The organism is Streptomyces sp. NPDC046465, assembly GCF_040646035.1.
Classification (GTDB): Bacteria; Actinomycetota; Actinomycetes; order Streptomycetales; family Streptomycetaceae; genus Streptomyces.
Genome location: NZ_JBEYZK010000001.1, coordinates 251,505 through 268,328, shown reverse-complemented (window position 1 = coordinate 268,328; position 16,824 = coordinate 251,505). Strand labels below are relative to the sequence as shown.

The following is a 16,824-nucleotide window of genomic DNA, read 5'->3' as shown; positions in this document are numbered from 1 at the left end:
GCGTCACGTGGGGCTGGTGTGCCTGGTGTGGACGCGGGGTGTGAGGCGTGTGCGGACGCCGTATACGGGGCGTACGGGGCGTACGGGGCGTACTGGGCGTACGGGGCTCACGGGCAGCGCGTGTCTTACGTCGTTCACGACCCTCACGAGAGCCGTGTCCTCTCCGCCGGTCACGACTCTCACGAGAGCCGTATCTCCTCCGCTGTCTCCAGGCGCACCGCGCCACCCCGTTCGGCCCGTGCCTGGTCGAGGCGGAGGCGGGACGAACGGCCGCGCAGCGTCAGCGTCATGAGCTGGTTGCCGAACCACGGCCCGCCCGTCCTGTCCCAGTCGATGCCCGCCTCCGTCACCCTGGCGTGCCGCGCGATCCGTCGGCCGAGCGCTCGCCCCACCCGGCTCCAGCCGAAGCGGAAGCCGAGCTTGATCGAGGCGGGGATCGAGTTGTGGACGGGCGAGCAGGTCAGCTGCAGGACGCGGGCCTCGGGACCGTCGCCCGTGGGCCAGCTCGGCTCGGCGATGTAGGCGTGGTGGACGTCGCCGGAGAGCACGCACACCGTGGCGGGTGCCCGCGGGCCCGTCCCCGCCTCCCCGATCAGTGCGGTGAGCGCCTCGAAGGAGGCGGGGAAGGCGGCCCAGTGCTCCAGGTCCGCGCGTCGGCGCACGTTCTCGCCGAACCGGGCCCAGCGGTCGCCGCGCTCGCCGCGGCACAGCGCCGCGTTCCACCCCTCGGCGTCGTGGATGAGGTGGGGGAGGAGCCAGGGCAGGGAGGTGCCGATGAGGAGATGGTCGTAGCCGCCCGGGTCGGCAAGGACCTGCTCGCGCAGCCAGCGGGCCTCGTCGGGGTCGAGCATGGCGCGCTCGCCCTCCTCCAGGACGCGGGCCGCGCGGGTGTCGACCATCAGGAGCCGTACGCGCCCGAAGTCCCGCCGGTAGCTCCAGCGGACGGAGGCCGCGTCCGCGTCGGCCGCCGAGGCGAAGGCGCGCAGCGCGTCCGTGCCGTCGGGGGTCGCGCACACGGCGGCGTAGACCTCGTCGGCCGCCAGCTTCTCGGGCGGCAGATTGCCGAGGTGCTGATGGACCCAGTACGACATCAGGCCGCTCAGGACGCGCTCGCGCCACCAGGGCGTGGCCCGCATTTCGGCGAGCCAGGCGGCGCTGGTGTTCCAGTCGTCTATCACGTCGTGATCGTCGAAGATCATGCAGCTGGGGACGGTCGACAGGAGCCAGCGGATCTCCGGGTCGAGCCAGGACTCGTAGTAGAGGTGGGTGTACTCCTCGTAGTCCGCGACCTGGACGCCCGGGGGCTCGGTGAGGTCCCGGCGGGCGGCGAGCCAGCGCTGGGTGGCCTTGGAGGTCTGGTCCGCGTACACCTGGTCGCCCAGGAGGACCAGGACGTCCGGGCGCTCGGTGTCCGGGGCGGCGGCGATCCGGGCGGCGAGGGTGTCGAGCGCGTCGGGGCCCACGGGGTCGGTCTCGTCGGAGGGCGGCGCGGCCCAGCGGCAGGAGCCGAAGGTGACGTGCAGCTCGTCGTCGTCGGTCCCCGACGGCGTGCGGATGGTGCTCGCGGGGAACGGCGAGTCGGGCAGCGGCCAGACGGCGGCCCGCGCGCCCTCGCCGAGCCACACCTCGTACGCCGTCGTCGCGCCCGGGGTCAGGCCGGTGACGGGCACGAGTGCGTAGTGGTGGCCCGCGATCTGGAAGGTGCGCGCAGAGCCGCGCGCACCGTCCGCGCACCGCACCTCGGCGGTGCAGGGCCGGTCGGCCTCGACCCAGACGGTCGCCGCTGACCCGTCGACGTACCTCAGCAGTGGACCAAGGCGCAGCCGTGCCACAGGTGATCACTCTCCTCCATCGCCCCGTACGGTACGGAACGCCCGTACGGTACGGAACGACGGAGGTGGGCGGGGTGGTTCCGGGATTTCCCGGAGTCAGCAGTCGTTCACCGGAGTCAGCACCCGTTCACCGGACTCAGCAGCCGTTCAGGATCGAGGACAGGGCGCTCTTCTCCTCGGAGTTCACGTTGAGCTTGTAGTGGTGCTTCACGTCGACCCACATGCGGGCGTAGTAGCAGTGGTACGAGGCGGTGGGCGGGAGCCACTTGGCCGGGTCCTTGTCGCCCTTGGCCTGGTTCACGTTGTCCGTGACGGCGATCAGCTGGGGCCGGGTCAGGTCGTTGGCGAACCCCTGGCGCTGCGCGGTGGTCCAGCCGTTCGCCCCGGACTTCCACGCCTCGGAGAGCGGTACGACGTGGTCGATGTCGAGGTCGGATGCGGCGGTCCAGGTGGCGCCGTCGTAGGCGGACTTCCAGGTCCCCGAGGTGGCGGCGCAGCTGGAGTCCTGCTCGACGCCCGTGCCGTCGCGCTTGAGGACGACCTCGCGGGTGTTGCAGGCGCCGGACTGCGTGATCCAGTGCGGGAACTTGTCGCGGCTGTAGCCGTCGGAGGAGCCCTCGGCCTTTACCGTGAGCCCGCCGAGGTAGGTGCGGGCCGTGGCGGCGCTGACCGGTGCCGGGGGCGCGGCCTGGGCGGGGGTGCCGGTGAGGAGGGCGGTGGCGGACGCCAGGGCGACGGCCGCGGCGGCGAAGGCGGAGCGGGGGTGTCGACGCGCGTAGACAACGGACATGTGAACTCCCTTGATGTGGGGGGTGGTTGGCCGGTGGGGCGGCCATGGTCGCGGAGCGGGGTTGCCGGTGGATGAGCAGCTGGTGACAGGGTCGCGTCAAATGGGTGCGGAGTTCAATAGGTCTGGCGATGTGTCATGTGCGGGCCATGGTCAGGAAGTTGGTCCCAGGCGTCCCGCATGTCCCGCATGTCCCACGTGTGTCATGTGTGCATGTGTGTCGCGTGCCCCACGTCACCCCCTCGGGTGCTCCGCGTCGCACCCGGGAGGGTCAAAAGGCCCTGGTGGGGGGTGGGCGAAGGTCGCGTACGATGGACGGCGCAGAAGGGGAGTAGCTCTTCGCCGGACCGTCGACATACTGCTCAGCTCGTCTGAGCCGGCGCCCGGAGGCAGGCCCTGTGGGGCAGGCCAGCGAGACCTTCGGCAAGCAGTGCCTGGCGTACGCATGCGCGTACGTCCGGACGTGCACACCCGTGTGCGTCCATGTGCGCTGCCGTGCCGAGGTGTCGTACGCGAAGCGGTGGAACACTCTCGGTGGGGCAGTCCCGACCGATTGAGGAACCTTGATCAGCTTCAGCGTGATGGCGCTCGTCTTCGGTGTCGTCTTCCTGGCCGAGTTGCCCGACAAGACGGCGCTGGCCGGGCTCGTCCTCGGTACGCGCTACCGCGCCTCGTACGTCTTCGTCGGCGTGGCCGCCGCCTTCGCCGTCCATGTGGTCCTCGCCGTCGCGGCGGGCAGTGTCCTGACCCTGCTGCCCCAGCAACTGGTCCACGCGCTGACGGGCGTTCTCTTCCTCGGCGGCGCCGCGATGCTGTTCTTCAAGGGCGGCGACGACGACGAAGAGGTCAGGCAGCCCGCGGACCAGAGCTTCTGGAAGGTCTCCGGGGCGGGCTTCATGCTCATCCTGGTCGCCGAGTTCGGCGATCTGACGCAGATCATGACCGCGAACATGGCGGCCCGTTACGACGACCCGCTCTCCGTCGGCCTCGGCGCGGTGCTCGCGCTGTGGGCGGTCGCGGGGCTCGGCATCGTCGGCGGAAAGGCGCTGATGAAGCGGGTGCCGTTGGCGCTCATCACGAAGATCGCGGCGCTGCTGATGCTGGGGCTCGGGGTGTGGAGCCTGTACGAGGCGATTGCCTGACCGGGGCGGTGGGGGCGGCTTTGGCGTGGTCCGGGTGGTGGGGTGGTGGGGGGCAGCTTTGGCGGGATTCGGGGTTGTTAGTCTGATCTGCGCGGTGTGCGCGGTGTGCGCGGTGTGCGCGGTCTGCTCGGTCTGTGCTCGGTGTGGGCCTTGTGGGTCTTGTGTGCCTGGTCGCGCAGTTCCCGCGACCTCCGCCGTAACGGTGTGACCTGCGGCGTTGGCTTTTCCTGGCCCTGTTTTGTACCGTGCAGGAACAAAGTGGCTCCGCCCGTATTCCCTGACCGGCGGGCGGGGCTGCCTTGAACTTCCGCTGCCGCCGCGCTCTGGAGCACCCCGATGACGGCCACGACCGCCGCCCCTGTCGCACCCGTTCTGACCGCCGGGGCCGTACTCCTCGACATGGACGGCACGCTCGTCAACTCGGACGCCGTCGTCGAGCGCTGCTGGCGGCGCTGGGCCGAGCGGCACGGGCTCGACTTCGACGAGGTCATCAAGGTCGCCCACGGGCGGCAGGGCTACGCGTCCATGGCGATACTTCTGCCGGACCGGCCCGTGGCCGAGAACCACGCCGAGAACCGCGAGATGCTCGCCGCCGAGACTTCCGACATGGACGGCGTCGTCCCGGTGCCGGGCGCGCCCGCGTTCCTGGCGTCCCTGGCCGGCCTGCGCCTGCCGCACGCCCTCGTGACCTCCGCCGACGTACCCCTGTCCACCGGCCGGATGGCCGCGGCCGGGCTCGCGCTGCCGGACGTACGGGTGACCGCGGAGAGCGTGGGCGCCAGCAAGCCAGACCCCGAGGGTTTCCTCAAGGGGGCGGCGGCGCTCGGGTTCGAACCGGCGGACTGCGTGGTCTTCGAGGATTCCGAGGCGGGGATCCTTGCGGGCAAGGCGGCGGGTATGAGGGTCGTGGGCGTCGGTCCTCGGGCCGCCGCGTTCGGCCCCACAGTGCATGTCGAGGACCTGACTTCGGTGCGGGTCGCTGACGCGGGTGACGGGGCGATACGGCTGACGTTCGGTTGACGGCCGGTCGGTGGGGCGCAGGAACCTTCAGGGTTCAGTTCACGGTTCTGTGGTCTCCGATTCCAGGCTGTGGCGCGTCTGGCGGCCGTACTCGCCCGGGGCGTCGTCCCTGAGACCGCGGGCCCACTGGTAGCGGGAGACCGCGTCTGTGACCTGCGACGTGTAGATGCCGTCGCGCTCGCCGATGTACAGATACAGCTGCGCGAGCCGGGCCTGCAGCTCCGCGACCCGGGCCCCCTTGTCACCCTCCCGCAAGGTCACGTCGGCCGTCCTGCGGGGCGGCGGCGACGGCGACGTACCGGCCGATCCCGTGGCGCGTGCCGTCGGTGGCGGTGGCGCGGAGGAGGGCGGCGGCTCTGAGCGGGCGGCCGCCGAACGCGACGGCTCCGCGCCCCTTGCCGGGGCGGAGGGGGCGCTGGCGGGGGACTCGGACGCCCTTGCAGAGGGCGGTACAGACTTCGTCGGGTTCGCGTGCACCGGCGCCGACACCGGGTCGCCCGGCAGGGCCCGATCCCGGGTCGGCCGGTCCGTGGCCGACGAGAGAAGGCCGACCGCGAAGACGACGGCAGTGACACCGGCGGCCACCGCGCCCGCCGCCCCGGCATAGAGCGCGAAACGGCGCTTGCGGGCCGGTGGCTCTTCCGGCGAGACGGGCTCGGGCGGAGGGCTGCCGTCCGCGCCCGGCGACGGGAGGGGCGGCCGGGGCTCCGCCGGGTGCCGGGGGGCCGGGGCGGAATGGTCGGGATCGTCGGGTTCCGGAAGCGATACGTAAGGACGTAACCGCAACGGATCGAAGTCGTCCGCGGCGGCGGCCTCGACCGACCGGGCCCGCGCCCGCGTGCGGTGAGCGGCGTTCGCAGCCGCGGCGGCACCGTCCGGGTCGATGTCGTCCGAGTCGGCGTCGCCCGAGTCGACGTCGCCCCGAGGGAGCCCATCTCGCTGTCGCCCGTCCCGCTGTCGCCCGTCACGCCGCTCGTCCTGTTCGCCGACCGGCTGTTCCTCCCCCCTACTGGCCCGCCCGCCCCGAGAGCTCTAGCGAGCGATTATGCAGACCCCTGCTTCAACAGGCCATAACCCGAGACACGGACCAGGATGGGAAGAGGTGAAGAGGCGAAGAGGTGAAGAGGTAAGGACGAGGGGAGAGCCGAGGAGAGAGCCGAGGGGGGCCTCGGAACCCCAGGAGGTGTCCATGACGCACGATGTCAGCGCCCGCCCCGCGGGGCAGGGACCCGAGCCTGCCCCGGGCCGGGGCGGCAACGGGCATCCGTCCGGCGGCGTACTGGTCTCCATCGGGGCGCTGCTGCTCGGCATGCTGCTCGCGGCCCTGGACCAGACCATCGTCTCGACCGCGCTGCCGACGATCGTCAGCGAGCTGGGCGGCATGGACCACCTGTCCTGGGTCGTCACCGCGTACATGCTGGCCGCGACGGCCGCGACCCCCCTGTGGGGCAAGCTCGGCGACCAGTACGGCCGCAAGAAGCTGTTCCAGACCGCGATCGTGCTCTTCCTCGTCGGCTCGGCGCTGTGCGGCATGGCGCAGAACATGCCGCAGCTCATCGGCTTCCGCGCGTTGCAGGGACTGGGCGGCGGCGGCCTCATGGTGCTGTCCATGGCGATCGTCGGGGACATCGTGTCGCCGCGCGAACGCGGCAAGTACCAGGGACTGTTCGGCGCGGTCTTCGGCGCGACGAGCGTGCTGGGACCGCTGCTCGGCGGTCTCTTCACCGAGCACCTCAGCTGGCGCTGGGTCTTCTACGTCAATCTGCCGATCGGCGTGATCGCCCTGCTGGTCATCGCCACGACGCTGCACATCCCGGTGCGCGACACCCGACACACCATCGACTACCTCGGCACGTTTCTCATCGCGTCCGTCGCCACCTGCCTTGTCCTTGTCGCCTCGCTCGGCGGCACCACGTGGGCCTGGGGTTCTGTGCAGATCATCGGGCTCGCGGTGCTCGGCGCGGTCCTCGCGGTCGCCTTCGTGGCGGTGGAGCGCAGGGCCGTGGAGCCGGTGCTTCCGCTGAAGTTGTTCCGGATCCGTACGTTCACCCTCTCCGCGGTCATCAGCTTCATCGTGGGCTTCGCGATGTTCGGGGCGATGACGTATTTGCCGACGTTCCTGCAGGTCGTCCAGGGGGTCACGCCGACCATGTCGGGCGTGCACATGCTGCCCATGGTGGCCGGGATGCTCCTGTCCACCACCGCGTCCGGCCAGATCGTCAGCCGCACCGGACGCTGGAAGGTCTTCCCCGTCGTGGGCACCGCCGTCACCGCGATCGGCCTGCTCCTCCTCCACCAGCTCGACGAGCACAGCGGCACCGGCGAGATGAGCGCGTACTTCTTCGTCTTCGGCCTGGGCCTCGGCCTGGTCATGCAGGTGCTCGTCCTCATCGTGCAGAACGCGGTGAGCTACGAGGACCTCGGCGTCGCGACGTCGGGTGCGACCTTCTTCCGGTCGATCGGTGCCTCCTTCGGCGTCGCGATCTTCGGCACGATCTTCACCAACCGGCTCGGCGACAAACTCACCGACGCCCTCGCCGGACAGCAGCTGCCGCCCGGCCTGAGCGTGGGCACCCTGGAGGCCGATCCGCGCGGCATCTCGCGCCTCCCCGCCGAGCTGCGGCCCAGCGCCCTGCACGCGTACGCCTCGTCGATCACGGATGTCTTCCTGTACGCGGTGCCGCTCGCCCTGGCCGCCTTCGTCCTCGCCTGGTTCCTGCGCGAGGACAAGCTGCGGGTCTCCGTGACGGCGCCCGACCCGACGCAGACGCTGGCCAGCAACCCCGTGGAGCGTTCGTCGCACGACGAGTGCGCGCGGGCGCTCTCGGTGCTGGGGACGCGCGAGGGCAGGCGCGCGATCTACGTGACGATCACCGAGCGGGCGGGATACGACCTGCTGCCCGCGGCGAGCTGGCTGCTCCTGCGCATCGCCCGGCACGGCTCCGTCGAGCCCGGCGTACTCGCCGAGCGCACCACGGTGCCGCTGACCGTCGTCACGGCGGCTGCCCGCCAGGTCGAGGAGCGGCGTCTGGCGGTACGGCGTGGCCTGGAGATGGTCCTGACCGAGCGCGGCCACGAGGTCGCGGCCGACCTCGCCAAGGCCCGCGAGGCATCTCTGTCGGAGCTGCTCGGCGACTGGTGGAGCCCCGACCGGCCGACCGACCTGACCCAGCTGGTCGAGGAGCTCAGCTCCGAACTGTGCGGCTCGGAGTCGGAGCGGCCGCACAACGGGGCGACGGTGGTGCGCGCGGCCTGAGCCGTGGACGGTGGCTCAGCCCCGGGTGAGCTTCTTCGCGTACCAGTGCTCGGCGTACGGCCGGACGGTGAGCGGTTCGGTCTCCTCGTACCCGTGCCGGGTGTACAGCGCACGGGCCTCCACCAGGTCGGTACGGGTGTCGAGGACGATGCGCCCGGCCCCCAGCCCGCGCGCCGCGTCCTCGGCGGCCGCGAGGAGGCGGGGCGCGCCGCCCCTGCCGCGCATGTCCTCGCGCACGAAGACGCGCTTGAGCTCGGCGGTCTCCTCATCGAGCAGCCGCACTCCCGCCGTCCCCACGGCCACACCCTCGCACCACGCGACCAGCAGCACCCCACCCGGCGGCGCGAGATCCGCCCCCGTCTCCGCCGCGACCTCACGCTCCAGCTCTGCCGGGTCGGTCGCGCGCCCTTCGTGGAGCAGGTACCAGCGGTCGCTGACCTCGGTGTAGTACGCACGCCAGAGCGCGGTGGCGACGTCGGAGTCGTACGCCTCGGGGGAGATGGTCCACTCGGTGGTGGTGGCGGCGGCGGGGAATGTGTCGGTCATGGCGCCATTCTGGGCCCGTCCGGCCGCCGCCGGGCAAGCGAATTAGCTCCCCTACGCGGCACATGCGTGGCCGGTGCAATGCGAGCCAGGCGTTGACCGTTCACCCCCACCCGGGCCTCACGGGGCTGGGGGTCTCCGGCCTCCGAGACGTCAGGCAGCTCCCGTGGGGCGAGCCTCGAAGGACAGGGGGCCGATCGCGACCGCTTCCAGGAGTCCGGCGAGTCGGCCCGCTGAGGCAGCCCAGCCGGTCAGCCGTACGAGCCCACGGCCATCCCCGGTGTCATCAGGCACCGGGGCCGCAGTGTCCCCTTTCCGGACCACCCCGGTTGCTGCCATGCGCCTCAGCAGGGGTGGCCCGGTCTTGGTTTGTGGTTGTGCGGGTGGTCCAGCGACCTTTACGTCACGTTGTCGGCGGTCCTGCCGTCGAGGTCGAAGCGGCACCACACGGTCTTGCCACCCACTTCGCCCGGCTCACACCACACGAAGTCGACGAGACGATGCACGATGAACAGGCCACGTCCGCAGTCCGGCAATACCGCTGCGGACAACTCGCCGACCAGCTCCGGGGAGACGAACTCACCCACCGGCAACTCAGGCAGCGTGGAGTCTTCATCGGTCACACCGATGAAGAGCCACTGCGGCCACATCCTGAGGACGATGTCGATACGCCGCGCAGCGCCGGGACGTGACAGACACTCGTCGGGCACCACGTGATGGACGACGTTGCCGACCAGCTCCGAAACGACCAGTCGGACATCGTCAGCGAGCGGGGTGAGCCCCCAATCGCGCATACATGCACCCACCATGGCGCGTGAGCCGCGTGCGCAGTCCGGAGACTCGGCGAAGAGCGTCAGCGCACGGAAGTGCCCGCCGGTCGGTATCCGGTTTTGACCACGAGGAGCGGGGGTGGTTACGGAAGCGTTCGCTAGGCCTCTGCTGTCCGGCGCGTTCATGGCCCGATCCACCGTCCTCGACTCGCGCCTACCGAGGTGGTCCCGGCAGGGTGGCCCGAGAGTGCACCCCGCGTGCGCGGTTCCGCTCCCCCCTCTTGGGGACCCCCCTCGTGGGTACACTCGCGACACGGAGACGCAAGGTCAGCCACGATGGGGAAGTGAGATGACCGAAGTTGCTCCCACTCCGGCGGCGCTGCCGCCGCATGTGGTGGAACGTGCCGATGTACGTGCGGCCATCGCTGCCCATGACTTCGGGGAGGTCTTCAGGCTCGCCCGGCAGCACGGGAAGATCAGCTACGCCAAGATCGCTGAGGCTGTCGGCTACAAGCGCGAGCACATCGGCAAGATGGCCCGGCCTGAAATCGACGGTAAGGGCGCCCGCCCCCGGGTCACGCAGCACCGCAAGATCCTTGAAGTGGTGGACGCACTGCGCATCCCCGGCCACCTCGCCGGACTCACTCCACGCCCATGGGAACTGGAGCGCAGCTCGAACGCCTCTCCGTCGGTAGATCCGAGCACCCTGCTGGCACGTGGGGGCGCCGGACTGTGGGACGTGGCGGAGCTGCTCCGGCGGACAGAGATGTCCGACATCAACAGCGCGGCCCTGGAGTCGATCGAGCAGGGCATCGACCAACTGGCACGCGCGTACCCCTATGCCGACGCCGACCATCTGCACGCGCGCACCCGCAACGGACTCCAGTACGTCACCAAGCAACTCGAAGGCCGGATGACCCTGCGCCAGCACGGGGAACTCCTCGTCGACGCAGGGTGGTTGTTCCTGCTGAACGCGTGCGTCCAGTACGACCGAGGCCAGCGGGAGGCCGCCGACCTGAGCAAGGCCGCAGCACTGAGGATCGGCGACGAGGCCGGCCACGGTGAGATCAAGGCGTGGGCGTGGGAGATCGAGGCCTGGTTCGCCCTCACGCAGAGCCGCTGGCAGGACATGATCGACGCTGTCGAAGCCGGGCACGCGGCTGACCAGACCCATTCCGTCGGCGTGCAGCTATACGCCCATAAGGCGCGGGCCGCCGCACGCATGGGAGACGCCCGCCTGGTCCGTGATTCCTTGGACGCCGGGCGCGCGAGGCTGGACCGTCTGCCGCGCCCGGACCACCCCGAGCATCACTTCATCATCGACCCCGACAAGTGGGACTTTTATGAGATGGATGCCTACCGCCTGCTCGGCGACGACGAGCGCGCCGCCAAGCACGCTCGGTCGGTAATTCGGATCAGTACAGGCCCCGATGGGACCGAGATCTCACCCATGCGAGCAGCCGAAGCCCGCCTCACGCTCGGAGTCTCCGCCGCCCGGATGGGGGACATCGAACAGGCAGTGGGCATGGGCGCTGCGGCGCTGGAAGCCGATCGTAAGTCGCTTCCCTCTTTGCTCCTGGTCGCCAACGAGCTGGACAAGGAACTCCGGTCCCGGTACCCGCGTGAGGCCGCTTCCCGCGATTTCCACGAACGCATCCTGACCATCACGCGAGGCCAGGCATCTCCAGAACTCCCGTTTTGAATCTTCCTGGCCCTATGTGACCTCGCCGCCAGTAGATACGCACGTGCACCACCACCCAAAATTCTGGCCAGGGTGCACGTGCGATACGTAGCGAGGAGTTAGTCCGGGGGCAACCATTACTGACGCTACGACATGACTGGCCACGTTCACCGCGAGCGCCACAACAAGCTGACACGGGGGATCACCCAGCAGGTCACTCGCCACGAGAGGCCTCACAAGACACTGCGACGGCTCTCACAGGTAGCCCTGAGCGTTCGCAGATGACGTGAGCTGCTGTAATGTTGTTGACGTTAGTGGGTACCCAATAAGGATTCTGGTACCACGAAGGGCCCGCCTGGCTCCTACCCCAGACAGGCCCTCCGCGCAGTTCACGAGCCCGGTCGAGCAAGAGACGATCGGGCTCGCTGCATTTGCAGCGGCCTGAACGTTCCGGCCGGGTGCTCGGGCGGCACTCAGGCGAGCTGAGCGAACTGTCCCGCCAGGGCGATGATCGCCACCAACAAGGTCACTACCGCTAAGCCGACCTGCCATTTCTCAGGGCCGGTCCACTTTTTGCGGCACTTCTCCACGCCGGAGCTCATCACACCACCTCCCTTCGCCCCCGAGCCGGTCTGGGTGGACCGGCTACCGACCCGTCGGTGTAGGTCGGACTCCTTCGAACTAGCTGATTTTTGCACCTAGTTCAGGGGAGGTTCAGTTCAGCAATGCTCATCATACCGGTCACCTCGAACACAGTGAGCCGACACACGTTCGCGCAGGTTAAAAGCGCCCTGAGGGACCATCGGAGGGAGAAGAAGCGGCTATCGAAAAACGGTCCACAATCGCGAAGTCAGCATGGTGGATCTATTCGCAGGCCCCGGTGGGCTCGAACTACGGCTCCACCTACTCAGATCATGTGCAGCAAGCGTGCCCCGCACCTGCGACGAATCCAGGTACGGGGCACGCTTACTTCGAGCCGAGCCGAGCCGAGCCGAGCCGAGCCGAGGCTACGGCTGGTCGGACAACGTACGTAGCAGTGTGCGGGGGCTGCCGACACGGCTGGGTGGTGAGCCTTCCGCAGCCTTCCGCTGTGAGAGCTATTCGCTCTTGGGCGCGGCTTGCTGCACGACCTCGAAGGACCAGACAGAAGACCCGCTCGCGGCAGGCTTCGGGCGGTCGCCGCCGCCCTGGTGGGCCGCCTTCATGGGGCCCTCCATCCACGCCTGGAACGACTCCTCGTCGCGCCAGCGGGTGTAGACGAGGTACTGATCTGTTCCTTCTACGGGGCGGAGGAGCTCGAACCACTCGAAGCCGTCCGAGTTCTCGACCGCGCCCGCGCGGGAGGCGAAGCGCTTCTCCAGGATTTCGCGCTGTTCGTCGGGGACGGTGAGGGCGTTGATCTTCACGATGCTCATGGCGCCATCCTGCCGTACGGGGGCGTCGGGAAGGCGTGAGCCCCGGGGTCCGGTCCCCGGGGCTCACGAGCGTGTCCTCACCGGCGCGTCACAGTCGCAGCAGGCGTTCGGCTGTTTCGCGGTAGTCGCGCAGGGCGAGGCGGAGCTGTTCCGTGTCGCCGGTGGGGGGTTCGACGGGCGGCGCGGCGCCCTCGGGGGGCGGGGGTGTGCCGGTGGGTGTGCCGGTCGGCGTGCCGGGGGTGCCGTCGGCCGGGAGGGACTGCCAGGTCGTGCGCAGGGTGCGGCGGCGTTCGGCGAGGGTGTGCGTCAGGTCGGCGATCGCCTCCTCCAGGACGCTGTCGGCGCTCTCGACGGCCGTGCGGGGGCTGTCGACGAAGCTGTTGACGGCGTTCTGGAGGCGCAGGGTCAGCTTGTCGCGCGCGTCGGGCGGATAGAGGGCGGACGCCTCAGCCATGCTGAACTCCCTTGTGAGTGATGCCGGTCGAGCGCTTGTGGGTGTCGTGCCGGTCGGTGGGTGCGGCGCCGGTGCCGGTGTCGGACCGCTGCTCCGCGACCAGGGCGTCGAAGAGCTCCCGCGCCTCGATCATGGCGGCACGCATCTCCTCGGTACCGGCCGCGGCGTCGGACTCGGTGCCGGGCAGGGTGGCGCCCAGCGTGCCGGTCCGGCCCTTCTCGGAGCCCGTCGTGCCGAGGGCCGCCCGGTGCACCTTGCGGTAGCCGTGGACGTGGTGGGCGTGGTGCACGGAGAGCGCGTCGATCTGGTCCTCGTAGTGGCCCGCGTCCGGGAAGCCGCGGGCGCCGGCCAGCTCGGCGATCAGCCGGTCGGCCTCGGCCACCGCGTCACGGGGCGAGTCGACGAAGCGCTCCTGGGCGACGGTCCAGCGGGCCGCGTACTGCTCGCGCGCGGCGGGCTCCAACGGGCGCGTACGCAGGGAGCCGTGGCGCTTCACGCGCTCGCCGAGGTCGCGTTCGGCGGCCTTCGCGTCACCGTCGTGCCGGGCGACCGCGCGGTCGTACTCGGGTCCGAAGCGGCGCTTGAGACCACGCGTGCCGCCCGCGCCCCGCTTGCTGTTCATCACGGCCATGGCACCGACGGCAAGGACGGCGACGACGACCACGATCAGAGCGATGATCAGGACTGTGGACATGAGTGGGTGCCTTCTCGCTCGGGGATCGGCCTCGGGCGCGAGACCCGGTGGGCCTCGGCACCCGTACCCCGGAACGAGTTGCCCGGAATCGGTCCGCCAAACGGACCGGGCGGCGGCGTGCACGGCGTCGTGCGCCCAGGCCGGGTGGCACTTAGGATGCGGCAGCGCGCGAAACCCCGACCGGGCTCGCGCCGCCGCGAGTTGAAGGGACGTATCCACGTGCTGGAGCTGACCATGGCCGCGGTGTCCGGGGCGGACGCGGGTGCGGGGGCCACCGCAGGCATGTTCATGGCGGAGGCGCCGAGTGAGCCGGGCGCCGTGCTGCGCGTCGGGCGCGACCGCAACGTGTGCCGTCTCGTGACGCCCGACGACTGGCTCTTCGTCTCCCGTACGCACCTGGAGTTCCGCTGCGGGCCCGACGGCACGTGGTCCGTCAGCTGGCTGCGCGGCTCGAACCCCGACCCGGCCTCCGAAGTGCGGCTGGTCTCCGAGGGGGCGGCGCGGTTCCTCACGTACGGGGGGACCGCGCCGCTCGCCCGGGGCGGCTCGGGCGAGGTCGTCATCAAGGACAGGTCGGGGCCGCGGAGCTTGAACGTGGGGTATTTCCACGAGGGGTGAGGGCGCCTCGGGGGAGGCGGGCGGCGCGGCTCCGTCAGGCCAGTACGCGGGCCAGCGCGAACCCGTCGTACCCCTTCGTGCCCACCGTCTGCACCGCCGTGGCGCTCAACCTGGGGTGCTCCGCCATGAGTTCCAGCGCGGCCCGGGTGCCGACCACGTTCGGGTCGGTGCTGGTGGCGTCGGTGACCGCGCCGCCCCGTACGACGTTGTCGAGGACGATCAGGCTGCCGGGGCGGGTGAGTTCGAGCGCCCACTCCACGTAATGCCGGTTGTTGGCCTTGTCGGCGTCGATGAAGACGAGGTCGAACGGCTCGGGGTGCGCGGTGTGCTCGGCGCCGAGTGCCGTGAGCGAGTCGAGCGCGGGGCCGACGCGGACCTCGACGGTCTTGTCGAGCCCGGCGCGGGCGAGGTTGCCGCGGGCCACGTCGGCGTGTTCGGGGCGGAATTCGAGGGTGATGAGGCGGCCGTCGGCGGGCAGGGCGCGGGCCAGCCAGATGGTGCTGTAGCCGCCGAGGGTGCCGATCTCCAGGATGCGGCGGGCGCCCTGGAGCTGGGCGAGGAGGTGGAGCAGCTTGCCCTGGTTGGGGGCGACGTTGATGTGCGGCAGGCCGGCCGCGTCGCTGTCGCGCAGGGCGGCGGTGAGGGCCTCGTCGGCCGGGGCGAGGAGGTCGGTGAAGTAGGCGTCGACGGAGTTCCACTGCTGCTGGTTCATGCGGCTCACGCGTTCCCTTCGACTGTCTAGTTAGTTTCGCTAATGAGCCTACGGGGGGAGCGGCGGATTGTCAGTGGCGGCTCGCAAACTGGGCTGCCCCGACGGACGTCAGCGCGCCTCGCGCAGAGCCGTCGCCTCCGCCTCCGTCTCCACCGCCGGAGGCGAACCCGGCAGCGGCCTGCGGGCCGATTCCGTCAGGTACCAGACGGCGATTCCGCCGATCACGGCCGCCGCCATCATGTAGTACGCGGGCATCATCTTGTTGCCCGTCGCGCCGATCAGCGCCGTCACGATCAGCGGTGTCGTACCGCCGAAGACCGAGACGGAGATGTTGAAGCCGATGGAGAGGGAGCCGTAGCGGATCTTCGTCGGGAAGAGGGCCGGGAGGGTCGACGGCATCGAGGCCGTGAAGCAGACCAGGAGCAGGCCGAGCGCGCCGAGGCCGAGGGCGATCGCCCACAGCGAGCCCTCGCGGATGAGGAGCAGGGCGGGGATGGAGAGTGCGAAGAAGCCGACGCAGCCCGCGGCGATCACCGGGCGGCGGCCCACCCGGTCCGTGAGCGCGCCCATGAAGGGCTGGACGCACATCATCAGCGCCATGACGGCCAGGATGACGAGCAGGCCGTGCGTCTCGTCGTACTTCAGCTCGCTGGTCAGGTAGCTGGGCATGTACGAGAGCAGCATGTAGTCCGTGACGTTGAAGACGAGGACCAGGCCCATGCAGAGGAGGAGGGCCTTCCACTGGCCCGTGACCATGTCGCGCAGCCGCACCTTCGCGCGCGACTGCTCGTCCTTGTGCGCCTTCTCCAGCTCCGCTGCGAACGCCGGGGTCTCCTCCAGCTTCATCCGCAGGTAGAGGCCGATGAGGCCCATCGGACCCGCGATCAGGAACGGGATGCGCCAGCCCCAGGAGAGGAGGTCGTCGGTGGACAGGAGCGCGGTCATCAGGGTGACCAGGCCCGCGCCGCCGATGTAGCCCGCAAGGGTGCCGAACTCGAGCCAGCTCCCGAGGAAGCCGCGCTTCTTGTCGGGCGCGTACTCGGCGATGAACGTGGAAGCGCCCGCGTACTCGCCGCCGGTGGAGAAGCCCTGCACCAGACGGGCGAGGAGGAGCAGGACGGGGGCCCAGACGCCGATCGCCGCGTACGACGGGATCAGGCCGATCGCGAACGTGCCCGCCGCCATCATGATCATGGTCAGCGCGAGGACCTTCTGGCGGCCGATGCGGTCGCCGAGCGGGCCGAAGACCATGCCGCCGAGCGGGCGGATCAGGAAGGCCGCGGCGAAGGCGCCGAAGGTGGAGAGCAGCTGGGCCGTCGGGTTGCCCGAGGGGAAGAAGACCTTGCCGAGCGTCACGGCGATATAGCTGTAGACGCCGAAGTCGAACCACTCCATCGCGTTGCCGAGGGCCGCCGCCTTCACCGCGCGCTTCACCATCGCGGGGTCGGTGACGGTGACGTCCGGGGCGGCCGCTTCCCCACCCGCCCCGGGGCGGCGTCCCGCCGAGGACAGCGGGGTCTGCGAAGGCTCGGGCTTGCGTAGTGCGACGGGTGTGGCGCTCGCCAAGGGTTCGCTCGCCTGCTCTCGATCGACGACAAGGATGAGGCCGCGCCCGGAAACCGGGGCGGCCCGAAAAGCGACCATAGGTGCAGGGGGCATCATTACGGTCGGTGTCCGATTGGCCGCAGAGCGCGCGGAAACCGCTTCTGTCCAGGTCAAACGGTGTTTCCGCAGGTGGCGGGGATAAGGCGCCTTTGTGATCTATGTCGCTGCTCGGGCCGGGAACCACGCGCCGGGGCTGGAGGAGTCATCCTGGGGTTGGGGTTCCGCAACTCCGTAGGGGTACCCCGGTGGCACACCGATGCCGGGAGGCCGATAGAAATCGATGTGGCTGCCAGGT

General features: G+C 70.2%; 16 protein-coding genes and 1 pseudogene. 6 read left to right on the top strand and 11 right to left on the bottom strand.

The genetic code is table 11. The features are described from left to right. Positions 1-179 precede the first annotated feature (179 nt). On the bottom strand, positions 180-1,832 hold the full coding sequence (locus ABZ953_RS01200) for an alkaline phosphatase D family protein (protein ID WP_361714687.1): 1,653 nt from the start codon (positions 1,830-1,832) through the stop codon (positions 180-182). A 136-nt stretch (positions 1,833-1,968) separates the two neighbouring features. Then, positions 1,969-2,622, bottom strand: coding sequence for an HNH endonuclease family protein (locus ABZ953_RS01195; protein WP_361714684.1), 654 nt, complete (start codon positions 2,620-2,622; stop codon positions 1,969-1,971). Between the two features lie 560 nt (positions 2,623-3,182). Between ABZ953_RS01195 and ABZ953_RS01190 the strand changes: the two genes are divergently transcribed. Both ABZ953_RS01190 and ABZ953_RS01185 read left to right on the top strand, forming a co-directional pair. Further along, positions 3,183-3,761 carry a TMEM165/GDT1 family protein gene (locus ABZ953_RS01190; protein ID WP_361714681.1) on the top strand — a complete coding sequence of 193 codons (579 nt, stop codon included), beginning with the start codon at positions 3,183-3,185 and terminating at the stop codon, positions 3,759-3,761. Between the two features lie 336 nt (positions 3,762-4,097). Beyond that, positions 4,098-4,781 carry an HAD family hydrolase gene (locus ABZ953_RS01185; RefSeq protein ID WP_361714678.1) on the top strand — a complete coding sequence of 228 codons (684 nt, stop codon included), beginning with the start codon at positions 4,098-4,100 and terminating at the stop codon, positions 4,779-4,781. Positions 4,782-4,820: 39 nt separating this feature from the next. Here the strand turns inward: ABZ953_RS01185 and ABZ953_RS01180 are convergent, their stop codons facing one another. Continuing rightward, on the bottom strand, positions 4,821-5,042 hold the full coding sequence (locus ABZ953_RS01180; RefSeq protein WP_361714675.1) for a peptidoglycan-binding domain-containing protein: 222 nt from the start codon (positions 5,040-5,042) through the stop codon (positions 4,821-4,823). On the opposite strand from ABZ953_RS01180, the gene ABZ953_RS01175 reads away from it, so the two are divergent. Beyond that, positions 5,020-5,388 (top strand): hypothetical protein, encoded by a 369-nt coding sequence (locus tag ABZ953_RS01175; protein WP_361714672.1) that lies wholly within the window; start codon positions 5,020-5,022, stop codon positions 5,386-5,388. The genes ABZ953_RS01180 and ABZ953_RS01175 overlap by 23 nt on opposite strands. 702 nt (positions 5,389-6,090) lie before the next feature. After that, complete coding sequence (locus ABZ953_RS01170; protein WP_361715613.1) at positions 6,091-8,037, top strand: MFS transporter; 1,947 nt, start codon at positions 6,091-6,093, stop codon at positions 8,035-8,037. Between the two features lie 15 nt (positions 8,038-8,052). On the opposite strand, the gene ABZ953_RS01165 is transcribed toward ABZ953_RS01170, so the two are convergent. Further along, positions 8,053-8,583: a GNAT family N-acetyltransferase gene (locus tag ABZ953_RS01165; RefSeq protein ID WP_361714669.1), complete on the bottom strand. Its 531-nt coding sequence runs from the start codon at positions 8,581-8,583 to the stop codon at positions 8,053-8,055. 395 nt (positions 8,584-8,978) lie between these two features. Continuing rightward, positions 8,979-9,536, bottom strand: coding sequence for an ATP-binding protein (locus ABZ953_RS01160; protein WP_361714666.1), 558 nt, complete (start codon positions 9,534-9,536; stop codon positions 8,979-8,981). A 163-nt stretch (positions 9,537-9,699) separates the two neighbouring features. Here ABZ953_RS01160 and ABZ953_RS01155 point away from each other — a divergent pair, with 163 nt between their 5' ends. Further along, a complete protein-coding gene (locus ABZ953_RS01155; RefSeq protein ID WP_361714663.1) occupies positions 9,700-11,052 on the top strand; it encodes a tetratricopeptide repeat protein in 1,353 nt (450 codons plus the stop codon). A gap of 452 nt (positions 11,053-11,504) precedes the next feature. On the opposite strand, the gene ABZ953_RS01150 is transcribed toward ABZ953_RS01155, so the two are convergent. The 4 genes and pseudogenes from ABZ953_RS01150 to ABZ953_RS01135 form a co-directional block, all read right to left on the bottom strand. After that, positions 11,505-11,633, bottom strand: a complete 129-nt coding sequence (locus ABZ953_RS01150) for a hypothetical protein (RefSeq protein ID WP_361714660.1) — start codon at positions 11,631-11,633, stop codon at positions 11,505-11,507. Positions 11,634-12,128: 495 nt separating this feature from the next. Beyond that, the gene (locus ABZ953_RS01145; protein ID WP_361714657.1) at positions 12,129-12,446 is read right to left on the bottom strand and encodes an antibiotic biosynthesis monooxygenase; all 318 of its coding nucleotides are present in this window, start codon (positions 12,444-12,446) and stop codon (positions 12,129-12,131) included. An 88-nt stretch (positions 12,447-12,534) separates the two neighbouring features. After that, a pseudogene (locus ABZ953_RS01140) lies at positions 12,535-12,861 on the bottom strand (hypothetical protein); the annotation flags it as partial. Positions 12,862-12,892: 31 nt separating this feature from the next. Next, positions 12,893-13,594: a hypothetical protein gene (locus ABZ953_RS01135; protein WP_361714654.1), complete on the bottom strand. Its 702-nt coding sequence runs from the start codon at positions 13,592-13,594 to the stop codon at positions 12,893-12,895. Between the two features lie 219 nt (positions 13,595-13,813). Here ABZ953_RS01135 and ABZ953_RS01130 point away from each other — a divergent pair, with 219 nt between their 5' ends. Further along, positions 13,814-14,212 (top strand): hypothetical protein, encoded by a 399-nt coding sequence (locus tag ABZ953_RS01130; protein ID WP_361714651.1) that lies wholly within the window; start codon positions 13,814-13,816, stop codon positions 14,210-14,212. Positions 14,213-14,246: 34 nt separating this feature from the next. Here ABZ953_RS01130 and ABZ953_RS01125 read toward each other — a convergent pair whose 3' ends face one another. Beyond that, on the bottom strand, positions 14,247-14,924 hold the full coding sequence (locus ABZ953_RS01125; protein ID WP_361714649.1) for an O-methyltransferase: 678 nt from the start codon (positions 14,922-14,924) through the stop codon (positions 14,247-14,249). A 108-nt stretch (positions 14,925-15,032) separates the two neighbouring features. Continuing rightward, positions 15,033-16,568, bottom strand: coding sequence for a glycine betaine/L-proline transporter ProP (gene proP, locus ABZ953_RS01120; RefSeq protein WP_361714646.1), 1,536 nt, complete (start codon positions 16,566-16,568; stop codon positions 15,033-15,035). Between the last annotated feature and the right edge of the window lie 256 nt (positions 16,569-16,824).

Excerpts from the sequence above, each read along its gene's own strand:
- ABZ953_RS01195 (WP_361714684.1), bottom strand. The coding sequence starts at position 2,622 with ATGTCCGTTGTCTACGCGCGTCGACACCCCCGCTCCGCCTTCGCCGCC.
- ABZ953_RS01185 (WP_361714678.1), top strand. The coding sequence starts at position 4,098 with ATGACGGCCACGACCGCCGCCCCTGTCGCACCCGTTCTGACCGCCGGG.
- ABZ953_RS01170 (WP_361715613.1), top strand. The coding sequence starts at position 6,091 with ATGCTGCTCGCGGCCCTGGACCAGACCATCGTCTCGACCGCGCTGCCG.
- ABZ953_RS01165 (WP_361714669.1), bottom strand. The coding sequence starts at position 8,583 with ATGACCGACACATTCCCCGCCGCCGCCACCACCACCGAGTGGACCATC.
- ABZ953_RS01160 (WP_361714666.1), bottom strand. The coding sequence starts at position 9,536 with ATGAACGCGCCGGACAGCAGAGGCCTAGCGAACGCTTCCGTAACCACC.
- ABZ953_RS01155 (WP_361714663.1), top strand. The coding sequence starts at position 9,700 with ATGACCGAAGTTGCTCCCACTCCGGCGGCGCTGCCGCCGCATGTGGTG.
- ABZ953_RS01150 (WP_361714660.1), bottom strand. The coding sequence starts at position 11,633 with ATGAGCTCCGGCGTGGAGAAGTGCCGCAAAAAGTGGACCGGCCCTGAG.
- ABZ953_RS01145 (WP_361714657.1), bottom strand. The coding sequence starts at position 12,446 with ATGAGCATCGTGAAGATCAACGCCCTCACCGTCCCCGACGAACAGCGC.
- ABZ953_RS01135 (WP_361714654.1), bottom strand. The coding sequence starts at position 13,594 with ATGTCCACAGTCCTGATCATCGCTCTGATCGTGGTCGTCGTCGCCGTC.
- ABZ953_RS01125 (WP_361714649.1), bottom strand. The coding sequence starts at position 14,924 with ATGAACCAGCAGCAGTGGAACTCCGTCGACGCCTACTTCACCGACCTC.
- proP (WP_361714646.1), bottom strand. The coding sequence starts at position 16,568 with ATGGTCGCTTTTCGGGCCGCCCCGGTTTCCGGGCGCGGCCTCATCCTT.